This is a genomic window from Paenibacillus sp. Pae15, assembly GCF_024519685.1.
In the GTDB taxonomy this organism is placed as follows: domain Bacteria; phylum Bacillota; class Bacilli; order Paenibacillales; family NBRC-103111; genus Paenibacillus_G; species Paenibacillus_G naphthalenovorans.
The window spans coordinates 47,865-64,611 of the sequence record NZ_JALJRM010000021.1; the positions used below are offsets into that span (position 1 = coordinate 47,865).

Annotated in this window: 14 protein-coding genes; 9 read left to right on the forward strand and 5 right to left on the reverse strand. The window is 51.6% G+C overall.

Translation table 11 applies throughout. The features are described from left to right. Nucleotides 1-4: 4 nt before the first annotated feature. The 5 genes from NR121_RS17265 to NR121_RS17285 form a co-directional block, all read right to left on the reverse strand. Entirely contained in the window at nt 5-862 is an 858-nt protein-coding gene (locus NR121_RS17265) for an FAD binding domain-containing protein (RefSeq protein WP_062409870.1), read from the reverse strand. Continuing rightward, nucleotides 849-3,191 (reverse strand): xanthine dehydrogenase family protein molybdopterin-binding subunit, encoded by a 2,343-nt coding sequence (locus tag NR121_RS17270; protein WP_062409869.1) that lies wholly within the window; start codon nt 3,189-3,191, stop codon nt 849-851. The genes NR121_RS17265 and NR121_RS17270 overlap by 14 nt, the downstream gene beginning before the upstream one ends. 253 nt (nt 3,192-3,444) lie before the next feature. After that, nucleotides 3,445-3,747: a hypothetical protein gene (locus tag NR121_RS17275; protein ID WP_054818183.1), complete on the reverse strand. Its 303-nt coding sequence runs from the start codon at nt 3,745-3,747 to the stop codon at nt 3,445-3,447. Between the two features lie 86 nt (nt 3,748-3,833). Beyond that, a complete protein-coding gene (locus tag NR121_RS17280; RefSeq protein WP_062409867.1) occupies nt 3,834-4,394 on the reverse strand; it encodes a GNAT family N-acetyltransferase in 561 nt (186 codons plus the stop codon). A gap of 138 nt (nt 4,395-4,532) precedes the next feature. Next, nucleotides 4,533-6,185 (reverse strand): glycerol-3-phosphate dehydrogenase/oxidase, encoded by a 1,653-nt coding sequence (locus NR121_RS17285; RefSeq protein WP_062409866.1) that lies wholly within the window; start codon nt 6,183-6,185, stop codon nt 4,533-4,535. Between the two features lie 311 nt (nt 6,186-6,496). Here NR121_RS17285 and glpK point away from each other — a divergent pair, with 311 nt between their 5' ends. The 9 genes from glpK to NR121_RS17335 all read left to right on the forward strand — a co-directional run bounded on the left by glpK (nt 6,497) and on the right by NR121_RS17335 (nt 16,733). Then, complete coding sequence (gene glpK / locus NR121_RS17290) at nt 6,497-7,984, forward strand: glycerol kinase GlpK (RefSeq protein ID WP_062411052.1); 1,488 nt, start codon at nt 6,497-6,499, stop codon at nt 7,982-7,984. Nucleotides 7,985-8,002: 18 nt separating this feature from the next. After that, nucleotides 8,003-8,563 (forward strand): glycerol-3-phosphate responsive antiterminator, encoded by a 561-nt coding sequence (locus NR121_RS17295; protein ID WP_062409865.1) that lies wholly within the window; start codon nt 8,003-8,005, stop codon nt 8,561-8,563. A gap of 193 nt (nt 8,564-8,756) precedes the next feature. Further along, nucleotides 8,757-9,689, forward strand: a complete 933-nt coding sequence (locus tag NR121_RS17300) for a carbohydrate ABC transporter permease (RefSeq protein ID WP_062409864.1) — start codon at nt 8,757-8,759, stop codon at nt 9,687-9,689. After that, nucleotides 9,686-10,507, forward strand: a complete 822-nt coding sequence (locus NR121_RS17305; protein ID WP_082660878.1) for a carbohydrate ABC transporter permease — start codon at nt 9,686-9,688, stop codon at nt 10,505-10,507. Before NR121_RS17300 ends, NR121_RS17305 begins: the two co-directional genes overlap by 4 nt. A 27-nt stretch (nt 10,508-10,534) precedes the next feature. Next, the gene (locus NR121_RS17310; protein ID WP_062409863.1) at nt 10,535-11,866 is read left to right on the forward strand and encodes an ABC transporter substrate-binding protein; all 1,332 of its coding nucleotides are present in this window, start codon (nt 10,535-10,537) and stop codon (nt 11,864-11,866) included. 62 nt (nt 11,867-11,928) lie between these two features. Further along, the gene (locus tag NR121_RS17315; protein ID WP_054818184.1) at nt 11,929-12,639 is read left to right on the forward strand and encodes a glycerophosphodiester phosphodiesterase; all 711 of its coding nucleotides are present in this window, start codon (nt 11,929-11,931) and stop codon (nt 12,637-12,639) included. 16 nt (nt 12,640-12,655) lie between these two features. Next, nucleotides 12,656-13,339, forward strand: coding sequence for an MgtC/SapB family protein (locus NR121_RS17320; protein WP_062409862.1), 684 nt, complete (start codon nt 12,656-12,658; stop codon nt 13,337-13,339). 802 nt (nt 13,340-14,141) lie between these two features. After that, nucleotides 14,142-14,894 (forward strand): DUF2680 domain-containing protein, encoded by a 753-nt coding sequence (locus NR121_RS17330; RefSeq protein ID WP_062409861.1) that lies wholly within the window; start codon nt 14,142-14,144, stop codon nt 14,892-14,894. Nucleotides 14,895-15,065: 171 nt separating this feature from the next. Beyond that, nucleotides 15,066-16,733, forward strand: a complete 1,668-nt coding sequence (locus NR121_RS17335; protein ID WP_062409860.1) for an efflux RND transporter periplasmic adaptor subunit — start codon at nt 15,066-15,068, stop codon at nt 16,731-16,733. The last annotated feature ends 14 nt before the right edge of the window (nt 16,734-16,747 follow it).

Below are 16,747 nucleotides of genomic sequence, written 5' to 3' on the forward strand. Positions count from 1 at the left end.
GACCTTATAGGCGTCGATATCTTTCATGCGATTCTCCTTCCAGTGAAAGGATCGTGTCCAGCAGCGTGTGTTTCAGAACCCATTCCCGGTAAGCCGCCGATCCGTTGAAATCGTCCAGTATCGGAGCGGGCAAATGGACAAGGGCCTGCTCGATTCTCAGCCGAAGCGGAAGCTCCCGCCGGTTTAGCGCGTCTTCCATCATCGGCGACCGAAACGGAAATGCGCACACACCGCTGAAAGCCACGCGGATCATGGCATTCGTCCGGATGGCGGCTACCGTTAGCAGCGGATAACCGATATCGGACACCTTCCGCTTTTTTACCGCGGCATAAGGCATGCCGATATAGCTTGAGTCGGTAAGCGAGTGCACCAGGAATTCCCCCTTTTCCAGCTGCAGCTGTCCATGGAACACCTGATGGATCGACACCTGCTTCCACCCTGCAGGACCGGCGATCCGCACTTCACTGTCGGTCAATAATAAGGGCAGCACCGTCTCCCTATACATCAGCCGGCTGCAAATGTTTCCGCCCAAGGTAATTTTATTCCGGGAGGTCCGGTCGGCCACGCCGGCAGCGGTTTCTCCCAGCAGGGGAAAGGCGAGGGAGTCATGCAGCCGGGACAGACTCAAGGCCGATCCGAGAACCAGCTTTTGATCCTGGACGGCAAGGATCGTGCATTCGGGAATTTTTTTGATATCGATCACGGCGCGAGGCTGGACCGGGAGGGTTCTGCCCATCGTAATGATTTCCGTTCCGCCGGCATAATACATCGGTTCTTTGCCCTGAAGCGCAAGATCATGGAACAGGCGAACGCCTTCAAGCGCGGTGACCGGCTGATAATATTCGAAATTATACGGAATCATGCCGCGCCTCCATGACCGTTTGCCAAACGAGCTCCGGGAAAAGGGGGAGCCGGTTGAGCGGGACCCCGGCGGCTCTGGAGAGTGCGCTTGCAAGGGCCGCAGGCATCCCGATTAACCCGTGCTCGCCCAGTGCCCGTGCCCCGAATGGAGCTTCCAGGCAAGGATTCTCCACGAATTGCACGACATATTCCGGCTGTTCTCCGTAGCGGAACAGATGGTAATCGCGAAGCGTGGCGTTGCCGATGACTCCCTGGTTATCAAAAAGGAAGGTTTCCCGGTTGGCGAAACCCAGACCCATGCTCATCGCGCCCATGACCTGTCCTTCGGCCGTCTTCGGATTCAGCACTTTTCCCGCATCGATCACGGAGACGGCCTTTAGTATTTTATAAGTATAATCTCGGGTATCCAGCTCAATTTCCACCGCTTGCGCCGCCACATTCCATTCCGGTCCGGGATTGCCTTCCCCCGTTTCCGGATTAAGGTAGGTCATCTGTCTTTGGATATAATGGCCTCTCCCGATAATTTGTCCTCCAATCGCGTTCCCGTTAGGATACGTGTAGCCGTAACAGATGTCTTTGATCGCGATTTGAACGGAAGGATCGGCTTTAACAAAAATGTTCCCCTGTCCGACTTCCAGGTCTTCCGGGTCGACCCTGAGCACACAAGCGGCAATATCCAGCAGTTGGCGGATCGCATCGTCCGCTGCTTTCAAAACCGCGCGTCCGGCCATAAACGTGCCGCGGCTTGCCACGGTTTTCCAATGCTCGGGGGTGATCTGAGTATGGATGGGATAACGGACATGAATTTGATCAGGATCCATCCGCATGCGTTCGGCGAGCATCTGCGCGAGCACCGTCTTCGTTCCTGTCCCGATTTCCACGACACCGCATTCCAGATTCATGCTGCCGTCGGGATTGAAAGAAACAATGGCTCCCGAGCCGGCATCCGGATCCATGGAGGAATTTTTCCAGCTGCAGCTGATGCCTTTGGCCCTGATTTTATAAGCGTCAACCCGCCGGACGGTCCAGTCGTCCCATTCGATCAGCGTCCGCAGCCTTCGCATGCATTCCTGTAAATCGCCGAGATTGCTGGAATTCAGGACATTGCGCGTCGGGCTGATATCGCCCGGGGTCACGATGTTCCTCAAGCGAAGCTCCATAGGGTCTAGCTGCAGCTTATCGGCCAAAGCGTCCATTGCCCGTTCTATGGCAAACGTAAGCTCCGAATGGCCGTATCCGCGGTAGGCGGAAGCGTAAGGATGATTGGTATAGACGGTCAAACAATCGCAGTACAGGTTGTCGATCGCATAAGGTCCCGTACAATCTGCCGCCGCCGCTCTGGCAACGTCGCTCGATTTGTCACAGTAGGCGCCTCCGTCAAACCGGTAGATGATCTCTGCGGCAGTAATTTTGCCTTCCTGCGAGCTTCCCAGCTTGACGGTGGCTTCAAGGCCGATATGCCCGGGGGAGGTCACCATATCCTCCTCTCGGGTGTTGACGATTTTGACCTTGCGGCCGCCGACTGCCTTGGAAGCGATATAGGCGACAAGCTCGAGCTGGATGGCTGCTTTCCCGCCATAGCCTCCGCCGACAAAGGGCGTTTCGACGATAATTTTGCCCGGATCTATGCGGAAATAGATCCCCATATATTTTTTAACCGCAAAAGGCGCTTGGGAGGAGGTTTCGATATGGATACAACCGTCCGGCCTTATTTCCGCAACGGCGCTTCGCGTTTCCATCGCGGCATGATCGGACGGGACGAATGCCACGCTGGTTTCGATGACCGTGTTACTCTCATTCCAGCCCTTCTCCATCTCTCCCTTCCGGATTTGGATGATGCTGGCGATATTGGTACCGGGACGGGAAACGACACCGGGCGCTTTATCATATTCCCCGAGCTTTTCGTGCACTAAAGGAGCATCGAACCGCAAGGCTTCCGTGGGGGAATTCACCACCGGCAGGGGATTATACTGCACATCAATGAACAAGGCGGCCCGAAGTGCGCAAGCTTCGCTGTCCGCCACGACAACGGCAACGGTTTCACCGAAAAATCGGACCTTGTCCTTAGCAATAACGGGCCGGTCACGAATTTCTTCTCCTGTCAGCACATCGCAGTCTTCTCCCGTCAGTATGGCGCGGACGCCTCTGATCTGCCAGGCCCGGGACGTATCGATCTTCACGATGGCGGCATGGGCATAGGGGCTGGTCACCATCCTTGCGTGAAGCATTCCGGCTTCCATACGGTCGCCGGTGTATTTGGCCGCTCCCGTTACCTTATCACGCGACTCCTTCTTGGGAATGCTCTTGCCGATGACTTTCAAGTGATCCATGCTCTCCCTCCCGATTCATTCACTTTACCGATTGGCTGATTCCCGAACGTCAGTAAATTATATGAATCCGAGGTCTCTTTAGTACGAATTGCATTTCATGGGGAAGGAGGGGCGGTGGTGAAAGGGGCTTCTGTTTTATACAGATCGGTGTATCATCATGCGGAAGGAATGGCTGCGTCCTGTTGAAAATAAAGTGAAGCGGGGAGTTGCGGCTTGCGGGTCCAAGCGGAGCAGAGCCGGGAGGGGCATCACCTTAAAGCAGTCTGAAACGTTCCAGTTGATCCCACAAGCGTTCTTTTCGCAGAATCTCTATTTGCTTTGCACCGATCAGGTCAAAGTGGGGAAAAGGGTCGCGGTTATGAATATATCTTGGATCTAATCCGTTGGCTGCGCACCACTCGGATAAGCGCTCCAGATTCGAGCAGCCGACTTTGGTTACCGTATGAATGCCCGGAAAACGGGGCTCCAGCCAAAAGTGGGTGATAAAAGCGATCTCTCCCCTGGACACAGCTTCTTTCCACTGCATCAGTTCTTCTCTGGTGATCCCGAATGCCACTGTGTTTCCTCCTTCACCTATCCGGTCGTTCATGATGAATTATGATGTATAATGGCAAGAATGATTGCGACTTCCCATTGGTTCAATTATTTTGCTCCTGCCGGGGACGAATCCCATTCATCCGCCAGCATCCCGTAAACGGCAAGGTCGATATAGCGGTCATACAACCGCTGTCCTCCGCGGGCGACTCCTTCGAAGGAGAATCCGAGCCTCTCCGGCACGGAACGGCTCTTCAGGTTATTCACGCCGGCCCGGATTTCCACCCGGTACAGACCCAGTCCCTTAAAGGCATGAGAGACCATCGCGCGGCAAGCGCGGGTCATGATCCCGAGGCCTTGATGGGATTCGGCCAGCCAATACCCGATGGACGTGCGGCGGTTCAACAGACAAAGCGCATGATGATCGATCGTTCCGCACAGTTCTCCGTGAAACAGGATGCCTGCCGTCATGCCATCTCCCTTGGCCCAACGGATTCGTGCGGACTCGATGAAGGATCGGGTGTCCTGGGGACTTTTGGTTGCATCGACCCAGGCCATCCATTTCCGCAGATAGCTGCGGTTCGCATGAATAAGCCGGTATAGCGCTTCTGCGTCAGCGGGCTCCAACAGCTTTAATTCCAATTCGTCATCGATCCTGTATTTAAACATGCTCCCGGGACCTCCTGCGGAAAGACCGTACATGCGGCCGATTTTTCTCCTTGAACAAAGTCCTCTTTGATCAGAAGATGATTCTATTATATCGCAGAACAGTAAAGGATGCCGAATCCTGAAAACGGTAAATCCGGGTTAAACCGCCTCTTTCGCAAATCTTATGCCGTCTCTTGCTTCCTTTAAATAAAGGAGAGCGGTCTCCTCATCCCAATGGAAGGTGTCTCTCATGAAGCGGACGGTGGGCTCCAGCCACCGCGCGGCGCTTTGGTGGTCGAAATTGACCGCCCCTGTACGGCGATTGAGAAAATCAAGAGGGCGGGTTACCATTTCTTCCTCTATGCCGTAGATGAGCGAAGCCAATGCGTCAATCTCCATTCCGTAGGCCGCGGAGGCTTCGCGCAGGGAGTCAAATTTGGCGTACACCGACGGCACGTTGCTGCCGTAACGACGGACGAGGGCCGCCGCCCGCTTCTCAGACAAGCCCTGGTGGATGCCATGCTGCGTCCACTTGGCGGTAAACGCATCAAAGCCTTCCGGAAAATCTCCGCCGGATAGCTTGATTTGATCGGTACTGCAGCCCGGGAACGTACGGCCGGTTTCTTTGTTCAGCTGCTCCGCTACCAGATCGATAACCCGTTCGGCCATTTTGCGGTAGCCGGTCAGCTTGCCTCCGGCAATGGTGATGAGACCCGAGGGAGAAAGGAAGATTTCGTCCTTGCGGGACAGCTCGGACGGTGATTTGCCGTCTTCGTGGATAAGCGGCCGCAGCCCCGCCCAACTGGCCTCGACATCTGCTTCCGTAAGTCCGATGGAAGGGAACATGTAATTTGCCGCATCGAGTAAATAAGTCAAATCAGCCTTGGTCATCCGGGGATGCTCCAGATTGCCTTCGTAATCGGTGTCCGTTGTCCCAATGTAGGTCTTGCCGTCCCGTGTGACTGCAAACACCATACGGCCGTCCGGTGTATCGAAATAAATCGTCTGCCTCAGCGGGAATCGGCTTTGATCGACGACGATATGGACCCCTTTGGTTAAGTGCAGCCGTTTGCCCTGCTTCGATTGGTCCAGCTCGCGCAGCTTGTCTACCCACGGGCCGGCGGCGTTCACGATCTTGCTTGCCCGAATCTCGAAGGTTTGTCCTGAATTCCGGTCTTCCGCCTTCACGCCGACAACCTTGCCGTTCTCATACAAGAACTGTGCCGCTTTCGTATAATTGACGGCTTTGACCCCGCGGCTTACCGCCGCTTTCATAATCTCGATCGTCAGCCGCGCATCATCCGTACGGTATTCGACATAATAACCGCCCGCCAGCAGCTTATCCTGCCACAACAGCGGTTCTTTGGCGATCGTTTCGCTTTTGGACAGCATTTTGCGGCGTTCCTCCCGCTTGACCCCGGCAAGCCAATCGTACACGTAAAGACCGACGGATGTGGCTAGCTTACCGTACGTGCCCCCTTTGATAATCGGCATCAGCATCCATTCCGGGATGACGACATGCCGGGCATTTTCGTAGACGATAGCGCGTTCGCGCCCGACTTCCCGCACCAGCTTGACCTCGCCCTGCTTCAGATATCTCAATCCTCCGTGAACGAGTTTTGTCGACCGGCTGCTGGTACCTGCCGCGAAATCCTGCATCTCGATCAGAGCAACCTTGAGTCCGCGCACCGCGCCGTCCAGTGCAATGCCCGCACCCGTAATACCGCCTCCAATCACCAGCATGTCGTATGTTTCCCGTGCCAGTTCAAGCTGAATATCGTTTCGTTTTAGGCTGGAAAATGTTTGAGTCATGTGTACTCCTCTCTGGAGACAAATATGCAAAAAAAGGAAAAAGACACACAACAGCATCATTGATACCCGATCAATGAAGGGTTATGGTCTTTTTCCTCGTCTCCGACCCAGTGGTTATTATATTACCTTCATCATAACCCCTTTTTTCGCTGGCTGCAAGAGGGGGCATATCCATTTTTATTTTGGTACATCTTTACAGAAGTTGCGATTTCTTGTATCGTAGTGCTGCGAAAGAAATCGATGGACTCATCGGTTTAAGGAATCCGGAGCAGGTTTATTTTACAGGAGAGGAAGCGATATCCTTGTACGTGATGGCTCTTGATCAAGGTACGACAAGCGCTAGAGCGATCTTGTTCGATAAAGCGGGGCAAATCGTTGCCGATGCACAAAAGGAATTTCGGCAAATCTACCCGAAACCGGGCTGGGTGGAGCATGATCCGGAGGAAATATGGGACGTCCAGCTCGAGATGATTCGCCAAGCGCTGGCGCAGGCAGGCATTGGGCCTCAGCAGGTTTGCGCCATCGGCATTACGAACCAGCGGGAAACCACCGTGGTTTGGAATCGGCGTACGGGCCGGCCGGTGTATCATGCCATTGTATGGCAAAGCCGTCAGACCAGCAACATTTGTCACGAGCTGCAGCAGCGGGGATATGAAGACCTTGTACGGAGCAAGACCGGACTTTTGATCGACGCCTATTTCTCGGGTACGAAACTGAAGTGGATTCTGGATCATGTGGAGGGCGCGCGCGATCAAGCGGAACGGGGCGAGCTCGCATTCGGCACGATCGATACATGGCTTGCCTGGAAGCTGAGCGGAGGAAAGCTGCATGTGACGGATTATTCGAACGCGTCGAGAACGCTTTTGTTCAATATTCATTCCCTGGAATGGGACGACGAGCTGCTGAACATGCTGCAGGTTCCACGTTCCATGCTGCCGGATGTCCGCTCCTCGAGCGAAATTTACGGATACACGGAGGAGAGCCTGCTGGGCGCCGGTATTCCGATTGCGGGCATTGCCGGTGATCAGCATGCGGCCTTGTTCGGTCAAGCCTGCTTTGATGAAGGAATGGTGAAAAATACGTATGGCACCGGCTGCTTCATGTTAATGAACACCGGAACTAAAGCGGTTGCATCCACGCATGGCTTACTGACAACGATCGCTTGGGGATTGGATGGTAAAGTGGAATATGCGCTGGAAGGAAGCATCTTCGTTGCTGGGGCGGCCATTCAGTGGCTGAGAGACGGGCTGAAGCTGATCGGTACCGCGTCCGAATCTGAGGAGAGAGCGGCATCGGTTTCCAGCACGGAAGGCGTATATTTCGTCCCCGCGTTTGTTGGCCTCGGTGCGCCCTATTGGGATATGGAAGCCCGCGGAGCCATATTCGGTCTAACCCGGGGTACGACGGATAACCATTTGATCCGTGCGGCGGTTGAATCGCTGGCGTATCAAACGCGCGATGTGCTGGAGGCGATGGAAGCCGATTCAGGCATTAAGGTACAAAAGCTTGCAGTTGACGGCGGCGCTGCGGCGAATAACTTCTTGATTCAATTTCAAGCGGATTTGCTGGGTACGAAAGTGGAGCGTCCGACGGTCAATGAAACTACGGCGTTGGGAGCGGCCTATTTGGCCGGTCTAGCCGTTGGCTATTGGCGCAGTAAAGAGGACATTATCCATAACCGTGTCGTCGAGCGGACATTTACGGCCGCTGCCAAACCCGAAGAACGCGATCGCTTGTATGCCGGGTGGAAGAGAGCCGTACATGCGACCATGCGCTACAAAGAAGGCGAGCAAAGCTAATTCAGGAGGAGCAATGGGATGAAAGCCATCATAAACCAGTCCATCGTACCCGCAATTCGCAATATGAAGGATTTTGATCAGCTGCTGAAGACAGACTACGAATTTCTCGTCCTGTTAAACGCGCACATCGCTCAGGTGAAGCCGCTTGTACGCCGGGCTGCCGAGCAGGGGAAGAAGATGTTTCTCCATGCCGATCTCATCGAGGGCTTAAAATCGGATGAATACGCAACCGAATTTTTGGCGCAGGAAATCGGGCCCGCGGGCATCATTTCCACACGCAACAATGTGGTGCTCACCGCCAAAAGAAAAGGGCTTATTGCCATTCAGCGCCTTTTTATGCTCGATACCCTCGCGCTGGAAAACAGCTATGTACAGCTTGAAAAAACGAAGCCCGATTACGTCGAGGTGCTCCCCGGCATTATACCGCATATTATCCGGGAGTTTTTGGAGGAAACGAAAATCCCCGTGCTGGCCGGAGGCCTGATCCGCACCGACGAAGATGTGCGGCTGGCGCTTGAAGCGGGGGCGACGGCGGTGACCACATCGAGAAAAGCGCTGTGGCAGAAGCAAGAAGCGTGAGGAAATAGAGGGATTTACCATTTGCAATAAAAATGCTGTTGATTTTTGTGAATTTTTAATTTATACTGAGTACCAAGTTAATAGAAGCGGTTACATGAATTGGAGAAGACCTTCAACTGCTCGTATCGATGGTACATTCGGTACGTGAATTTGAAGGTTCTTCTTTTTTTATTCTCTTAGAGGGGGTTGTCCGATGGAGAAGCTGGCCAAACGCAGTGACGCAAGGATAGGCCTTACCCCTAATGCAAAGCGGAAAGCGGTTTCCAATTTTTTATTAGGGATGTTGTATCTGGGACCGATGCTTTTTCTCATGATTGTGTTCATTTTTTATCCGATTTTAAAAACGCTGTATTACAGTTTTTATTCGACGAATCCGCGAGGTGTTCCGGTATTGTTCGTCGGATTGGACAATTACATCAACCTGGTGACTTCAGACAGCTTTTTGACAAGCATGAAAGCGACGTTTCTTTATGTGCTGTACACGGTGCCTATTGGAGTAGCATTGGCTTTGTTCCTGGCGGTGATAGCAAGCGAAAAATTGAGGGGAATCGAATTTTTTCGGGTCATTTTTTCATCTACCGTCGGTATTTCCGTCGCGGCAGGATCCACCATCTGGCTTTTTATTTTCCACCCAAGCATCGGATTGCTTAATCGTGTGTTGGGTTATGCCGGAATTTCTCCGATTGCCTGGCTGACCGATTCGGACTGGGCGCTCATTTCGGTATCTATCACTTCGATCTGGATGGGTATCGGCTTTAACTTCATCATTCTGCTCGGCGGATTGCAAAGTATTCCAGAGGATATTTACGAGAGTGCTACGATTGACGGGGCCGGTTATTGGACCAAATTGTTCCGTATTACCTTGCCGATGGTATCACCAAGCTTGTTTTTCGTCATTATCGTCACGGTCATTCACTCGTTTCAGTCGTTTGGACAGATCGATATCTTGACGCAAGGCGGCCCGGCGGAATCGACGAACCTGATCGTATACTCGATTTTCCAAAATGCGTTTATTCATTACAAGTTCGGCGTAGCGAGCGCACAGGCGATCATTTTGTTCATCGTTGTGCTTATTGTTACCGTTATTCAATTTAAAGTGGGCGAAAAGAAGGTGCATTACCAATGACAAGGACAATGGCTGGCAAGATCCTCTTCTATGTCATTTTGACGCTCATGGCCGTGCTGCTTTTTTTACCGGTCGTTTATGCGATTTCTGCCAGCTTAATGAGCACGCAAGAGTTGATGACAGGCAAGCTTTTTCCGAGCGTGCTTCATTTCAGCAACTACACGACAGCGCTGGCCAATGTGCCGCTGCTGAAGTTTATGTTTAACAGCCTGGTCGTTTCCACTGCGGTAATGCTGGGACAGCTCGTTGTCTGCAGCTTGGCTGCTTACGCCATCGTATTTATCGATTTCAAGGGCAGAAACGTTGTGTTCTTCCTGCTGATCTCTACGATGATGATTCCATGGGAAGCGACGATTATTCCAAACTACTTAACAATCCTCAATTTGAAGTGGGTCAATACGTATTACGGTTTGACGGTACCGCATTTTGCCATCGCCTTCGGGGTGTTTCTGCTGCGCCAGCATTTTATGACGATCCCGAGGGAACTGTCAGAATCGGCTCAAATCGAGGGCTGTGGCCGGTTCCGCTTCTTCCTGACCTTTGTCCTTCCGCTGTCGCGCTCAATGTTAAGCGCCTTAGGCGTTTACGGGTTCCTGACAACATGGAACATGTATCTGTGGCCTCTGTTAACGACAACTAATGACCGTGTGCGTACGGTCCAAATCGGCATCAAGATGATGCAGGCGCAGGAGACGAGCACGAACTGGCCAGTTGTCATGGCTGGAGTCATGATTGTATTGATACCGACGTTGCTTTTCTTGTTCCTGAGCATGAAGCAGCTAAAGAGAGGCTTAATGGCAGGGGCGTTAAAAGGATAAATTATAATGAAAAGGGGATAAAAAACAATGAAATTGAAATCATTATGGCTCAGCTTATTGTCGCTTGTGATTGTATTTTCCCTTGTAGGCTGCAGTCCGGAGGCATCGACATCCGAAGCCCGTAAAACCGGTGACGGTAAAATCAAGGTTACGTTCTGGCATGCTATGAATGGAACGCCGGGCGACCTCATTAAGAGCATGGTAGACAAGTATAATGCGAGTCAGTCGAAATATTTTGTAGAAGCTTCATACCAAGGGACTTATGAAGAAGCGTTGACCAAGCTGAAGGCGGTAGGTGGGACGAAAGAAGCGCCTACGATTATGCAGGCTCAGGAAATCGCCACCAAATACATGATTGATAGCGGTTTCGTACAGCCCGTGCAGGATTTTATCGTCAAAGACAATTATGATCTTTCCAAGCTCGAAGAAAATATTTTGGGTTATTATCAAGTGAATGGCAAGCTGTATTCCATGCCGTTTAACACTTCTAACTCCATTTTGTTCTATAATAAAGATAAGTTTAAAGCAGCAGGTCTGGATCCGGAGAATCCGCCGACAACGTACGCCGAGATTCGCGAGGCAGCCAAAAAATTGACTAACAGCAACGATAAAGGATTCTCCCTTGTTATTTACGGCTGGTTTGTTGAGCAGCTGTTGGCTAACCAGGGCGCAGATATGGTAGATCACGGCAACGGTCGCGATGCACTGGCTACCAAGTCGCTGTTGGACTCAAAGCAAAGCCTGGAAATTTTCAAATGGCTGGATGACATGAACAAGGATGGTTCCATCGGCAACTACGGCCGTAAGTTCGATGATGTTCGAGCAGCGTTCAGAGCAGGGAAAGTGGCGATGTTCCTGGACTCCACAGCAGGCACGCCGGGGAACGTGAAAGACGTGCCGTTCCAGGTAGGAACGGCATTCATGCCAAGTCCGGACGGCAAAAACAATGGTGTAATCGTCGGCGGCGCTTCGCTATGGATAATGAACAGCGTGGCGGAGGAGGAAAAAGAAGGCGCCTGGGATTTCATGAAGTTTATGACACAGCCGGAAACGCAAGCGGAATGGGCGGCCGGCACCGGTTATTTCCCGATCACGAAAGCCGCCTATGACCAACAAGTGCTGAAAGATACGTATGCCAAGTATCCGCAGTTTACTACGGCCGTTAAACAGCTTCAACAAACGAAATTGTCTTCTGCAACCAAAGGCGCTCTGATCTCCGTATTCCCGGAAGCGAGGCTGGAAGTAGCGACAGCGATCGAACGAGTCTATAAAGGCGAAGATCCGCAGAAAGTCGTAGATGAGCTGAATAAGAAAGTAACGGGCCTGATTGAGGAAAACAACAAGGTATCGCAAAAATAATAATTAAAAATGTGCTGAGACGGACATCGTCTCAGCACATTTTTAAAACAGAGGTGTTAAGGATGCTTATTATTGCGCATCGGGGAGCTTCCGGATATGCCCCGGAAAATACGATCGCTGCCTTTGAGCTGGCGATTAATCAAAATGCAGATGGCATGGAGCTGGATGTGCATCTCACGAAGGACGGCGAGGTGGTCATTTGTCATGACGATGATGTCAAAAGGACAACGAACAGTCAAGGCCTGATTAAGGACATGACGCTTGAGGAACTGCGGCGTTTGGATGCGGGCTCATGGTATGGCGAGTCGTTCAGAGGGATAACGATTCCGACGCTGCAGGAATTTATGGCGCTCGCAGCCGACACCCATATGCTGATCAACCTGGAGATCAAAAATTTACCCTACTACCACAAAGGGATTGAGCAAAAGCTGATTCGTTCCGTTCATGAGCATGACATGCTCGACCGGGTCGTCATTTCCTCCTTTGATCATTACGCGCTTGCGGAAACGGCACGTCTTGAGCCGGCGATGAAGCTCGGGGTGCTGTTCTCCACCAGAGTGATCGATCCTTGGGATTATGTACGCAAGCTGCCGTTTGCTGCATACAGCCTGCATCCGCATTATTCGTTTGTTGATGTGGAATATATTCGTCAATGTCACGCTCATGGCTACAAAGTGTACCCCTATACCGTTAACGAGGCGGAATGGGCAGGGCCTTTAGCCCAAGCGGGGCTGGACGGAGTGATCACTAATTATCCGGATCGTTTCCGGTGAGAGCAGGGTTGCAGATATGTCGTATGTTTTTCTTGGTAAACTGGGCTTTTCTCTCTTACTTGGGCTGTTGATCGGCATCGATCGGCAGCTCAAGCATAAGCCGCTCGGCATGAAAACGAGCATGGTGATCTCCGTCGCCAGCTGCCTGATCACGATTGTCTCCATCGAATCGGTGCACCAATATTCCGTTCCGGGGCATACGAACATGGATCCCCTGCGGCTGGCTGCACAAATCGTCAGCGGCGTCGGCTTTATCGGTGCAGGTGTCATTCTTCGGAGAAACAACGATGTGATTTCAGGTCTCACAACAGCTGCCATGGTATGGGCGGCGTCAGCTTTGGGGATTGCAGCAGGGGCCGGATTTTATTTGGAGGCGGTTACAGCCGTGATTCTCATTATTATGGCCATCAACTTGTTCCCCATGTTTATTAAGCTGTTTGGTCCTCAAAGGCTGAAAGAAAGAGACGTGTCTGTCAACATTATCGTGGAGAACAACGATGAAATGACGGCATTGATCGATGAACTCCAGTGTGAAGAGATGCGGGTGAAGCATATTAAGGTGAAAGATGTCGACGGAGAAAAGCAGCAAATCCAAATGATTATGTCCGCTCCCAATAAACAGCGCACAACCTCGATCTATTACCGCATTAAGCAGTTAAGGCATGTTGTGGCGGTCGAAGTGGAAAATATCAGTTCGTAGCTTAGAAATAGAAACGGCGACCGCAGAGTGTCTGACGATAGCCAGACTTTGTGGCGGTGAGTAAAGCAGATGTTTTTGAGCATTATAAGCTTCTTGTACAAAGCGTCGACCGGATGGGATTCGGCGCTTTTTGGCGTGTTACAGAGAAGACGAAAACCATCTTTAAACCTGGTACATATGGTCGAACCATTCCTATAAGCTTGCCATACACTATTACCATCTCAAAAGAAAGGGTGGTAGATTTGGCAAACAGGGATGTAAGGCTTACTTTGTTCTCAGGCCTTAATTTTACAGGACGTCACCTCATCTTTAGACGCGGAGGGATTGCGGTCCGAAATCTGGGCGTGTTTCGTTTCAACAATATTCTCTCCAGTTTCCGGCTCAGAAAAATTGTCAATCGGAATGAAGTTACACTGGTATTGTTTTCAGGCACGAACTTTCGAGGGGCATTCCGCATTTTTCGGGGGAGTCAGGACGTAGCCGATTTGCGGCGCTTTGTTACCTCTTCTTTTATACTGGTAGGCCGTCGTCTTACGAGCGCTTAAATTAGAGAAATTCAACGCACAGGCAAACTTCCCAGAGACATTATAACGACCTAACGATCAGACCGTAATCCTTTGAATCAGCAATAACCTTGAACCTTAGCCGATGGATCCGTTCCATAAGCTAAGTTTTTTTCATTTTCAGCCAACTTTCAGGAAATGCACAACGATTCTTCAGTTGCCGCTCAGATGCAATTCAGGTAACGGGTCTATACTTCAACTTGTAAGAAAAAATAAAATGAAAAAGGTGGAAAAACGCTATGAAAACAATCGGTAAAAAAATGGTTGCAGGGACGATAATCGCCTCTTTTGTTCTTGGTGTCGGCTTTGTCGGGACGTTACATAATCAGGCCTTCGCGAATGAGTCGGCTGGCGCGAAGATTCAGAAGCCGGACTTCGGATCCGGGTGGGGAGACAAGGGCCGCGGAAAAATAAATCCGGGCGGCTTACGCGGCGGCCATGTCCTCCAAGAGACGGCAACCATACTAGGTGTGGAGCAGAGTGTAATTACAGATGCGATGAAGGAAGGTAAAACGTTACTGCAAATTGCACAGGAAAAAGGCCTGAGCGAGGAAGACTACCTGCAAAAGCTGGTTGACGTTCAAACGGCGGCCATCGACGCTCAAGTGACCGCCGGAACATTGACTCAGGAGCAGGCGGATCAAATGAAGTCCGGCCTATCCGACCGTTTGAAGCAGCAAATTGAAAACAAGGGCTTTGGTCATCCGGGTGAAGACCGCGGCAAAATGCCGTTTGGTCCTATGGGCAATCCGGAGGCATTGACACAGATTCTGGGTGTGACTCAAGAGGAGCTGGCTACAGAGTTGCAGGCCGGAAAGTCCCTGGCCGAATTTGCGGAATCCAAAGGCATCACAAAAGAAGAACTGGTCAGCAAAATAAAAGATAGTATGACCGAGCAGTTAAACCAATTTGTTGATCAAAAGGGAGGCTGGCATGGAAAAGCAAAGTCCGCTTCCGATGCGGCTGCTTCGAGTGCCGAAGCCGTGAACTAATTCATACGAATCGTGCGGTCCGTTTCCGACGGATCGCACGATTTTTTTGCCCTATGGCATTCAGCGAATTTTCAGCATTCATTCAATTAACTTTCAGCTTGCGTTCAGATTGGATTCAGCAACCAATACTAGACTGTTATGGAAGGAAGCCGATGGAGAGGGGAAAGACGAATGGAGTTACGCCGCAGCAAAAAGTGGATGATTGTGATTCTAGCCGTGCTGTTATGCGGAGCGGGCACTTATTATTATGTACATAACTCGGCATCAAAGCCTGCAGCGTCCGGGGCAGCGCAGCGAACAACGATGAAAGTAACCAGGGGCGCCATTACTTCTACGGTATCGGGGACAACCCAGTTCAAAGCTCAGGATATGCAAAATATTGTTGTTCCGGTAGACGGGATGATCAAAACGATGAACCTGACGCAAAATCGGGCCGTAAAGAAGGGGGATGTGCTTGTAGAGCTTTCCGTCCCTTCGACGGAAACCAATTTGAAGGAAGCGCGGGTTGCTCTGCAGCAGATGGAAAAAGAGCTGGCCAAGCTTCGGGAAGAGCAAAATCACATGAGTTTTACCGCGCCGATCAGCGGAAAGCTTACATTGGCCTCCAATCTGGATGTGGGAAGTCAAGTCAATAAGCTGGCCAAGGTGGCGACCATTTCCGACCCGTCGCAATTCAAGGTCAAGCTGCCGTTTTATTTGCAGGAAGCCGTTCAGCTCAAAAAAGGCGATCCGGTGGAACTGACGGTTGACGGTTTTATGCTTACCAAAATGGGAACGGTGGAGACGGTCAGCAGAGACATCAAGGCCGATGCGAATGGAAACAAGCTGGTGGACGTCGAAGTGATCGTGAACAATGACGGGACACTCTCCGCGGGAACGGTAGTAAAGGGAAGCATCGCTTCATCTGACCGGAATAAGGAATCCGTGACGCAGGGTGCTCTTGATTATATACATACAGCCGCAGTTTATGCCGGGGCGAGCGGAAATATTCAAAAGCTGAACTTCAAGGATGGCGAGACGGTAAACCGGGGGGACGTGATTGGGACGATCTATAACGACTCGATCCAGGACGAGATCATCAGTAAGGAAGCGGCGATCGAGAGCCAGAAAATCAAAGTGTTCGATGCGGAGCAAAAGGTAAAGCAGCTGACCATTACAGCGCCGTTCGACGGTGTTTTTTCGTCTGATTTCGCCAACAGCCAGACCAACGTGCTGAACAGCTATCCCGTAGGCGCTCAAATCGAAGCCAACACCATGCTCGGAGCGGTTGCCAGCTTAAGCACCATGCAGCTGCCCATTGCGGTGGACGAACTGGACTTGACCAGCATCAGGGTCGGTCAAAAGGCGCAAGTGAAAGTGGACGCTTTGTCCGGCCGGACATTTGAAGGGGAAGTGACCTCTGTATCCAATGTGGGTACAACGAGCAATGGCGTTACCACTTATGTTGTTGTCGTTTCGGTGAAGAACACCGATCAGAACGAATTGAAGTATGCGATGACCGCCACAGCCGAGATTTATATTCAGGACAAGAAAGATGTTCTGATCCTGCCGATCGAGGCCGTCCAAACCCAAAGAGGAAAGACCTACGTTTCGCTCCAAAAAGCGGATGGAACAGTCGAGGAACAGCATGAAATCCAGATTGGCATTCGGAGTGAAACGCATGTTGAAATCATAAGCGGCCTGAAGGAAGGCGATCAGGTCGTTATGCCGACAAGAAGAGCGACGACGAACAATCCGCAGTTCCCCGGGGGCGGATTTCCTGGCGGGGGCGGCGGATTCAGGATTCAAGGCGGAGGCGGCATGGGAGGAGGAACATTCGGCGGCGGCGGACGAAACTAATGGGTTACATGGCG

Coding starts and splice junctions, on each gene's coding strand:
- NR121_RS17315 (WP_054818184.1), top strand. CDS start 11,929: ATGCTTATTATTGCGCATCGGGGAGCTTCCGGATATGCCCCGGAAAAT.
- NR121_RS17265 (WP_062409870.1), bottom strand. CDS start 862: ATGATTCCGTATAATTTCGAATATTATCAGCCGGTCACCGCGCTTGAA.
- NR121_RS17295 (WP_062409865.1), top strand. CDS start 8,003: ATGAAAGCCATCATAAACCAGTCCATCGTACCCGCAATTCGCAATATG.
- NR121_RS17285 (WP_062409866.1), bottom strand. CDS start 6,185: ATGACTCAAACATTTTCCAGCCTAAAACGAAACGATATTCAGCTTGAA.
- NR121_RS17300 (WP_062409864.1), top strand. CDS start 8,757: ATGGAGAAGCTGGCCAAACGCAGTGACGCAAGGATAGGCCTTACCCCT.
- glpK (WP_062411052.1), top strand. CDS start 6,497: ATGGCTCTTGATCAAGGTACGACAAGCGCTAGAGCGATCTTGTTCGAT.
- NR121_RS17320 (WP_062409862.1), top strand. CDS start 12,656: ATGTCGTATGTTTTTCTTGGTAAACTGGGCTTTTCTCTCTTACTTGGG.
- NR121_RS17330 (WP_062409861.1), top strand. CDS start 14,142: ATGAAAACAATCGGTAAAAAAATGGTTGCAGGGACGATAATCGCCTCT.
- NR121_RS17310 (WP_062409863.1), top strand. CDS start 10,535: ATGAAATTGAAATCATTATGGCTCAGCTTATTGTCGCTTGTGATTGTA.
- NR121_RS17335 (WP_062409860.1), top strand. CDS start 15,066: ATGGAGTTACGCCGCAGCAAAAAGTGGATGATTGTGATTCTAGCCGTG.
- NR121_RS17270 (WP_062409869.1), bottom strand. CDS start 3,191: ATGGATCACTTGAAAGTCATCGGCAAGAGCATTCCCAAGAAGGAGTCG.
- NR121_RS17280 (WP_062409867.1), bottom strand. CDS start 4,394: ATGTTTAAATACAGGATCGATGACGAATTGGAATTAAAGCTGTTGGAG.
- NR121_RS17305 (WP_082660878.1), top strand. CDS start 9,686: ATGACAAGGACAATGGCTGGCAAGATCCTCTTCTATGTCATTTTGACG.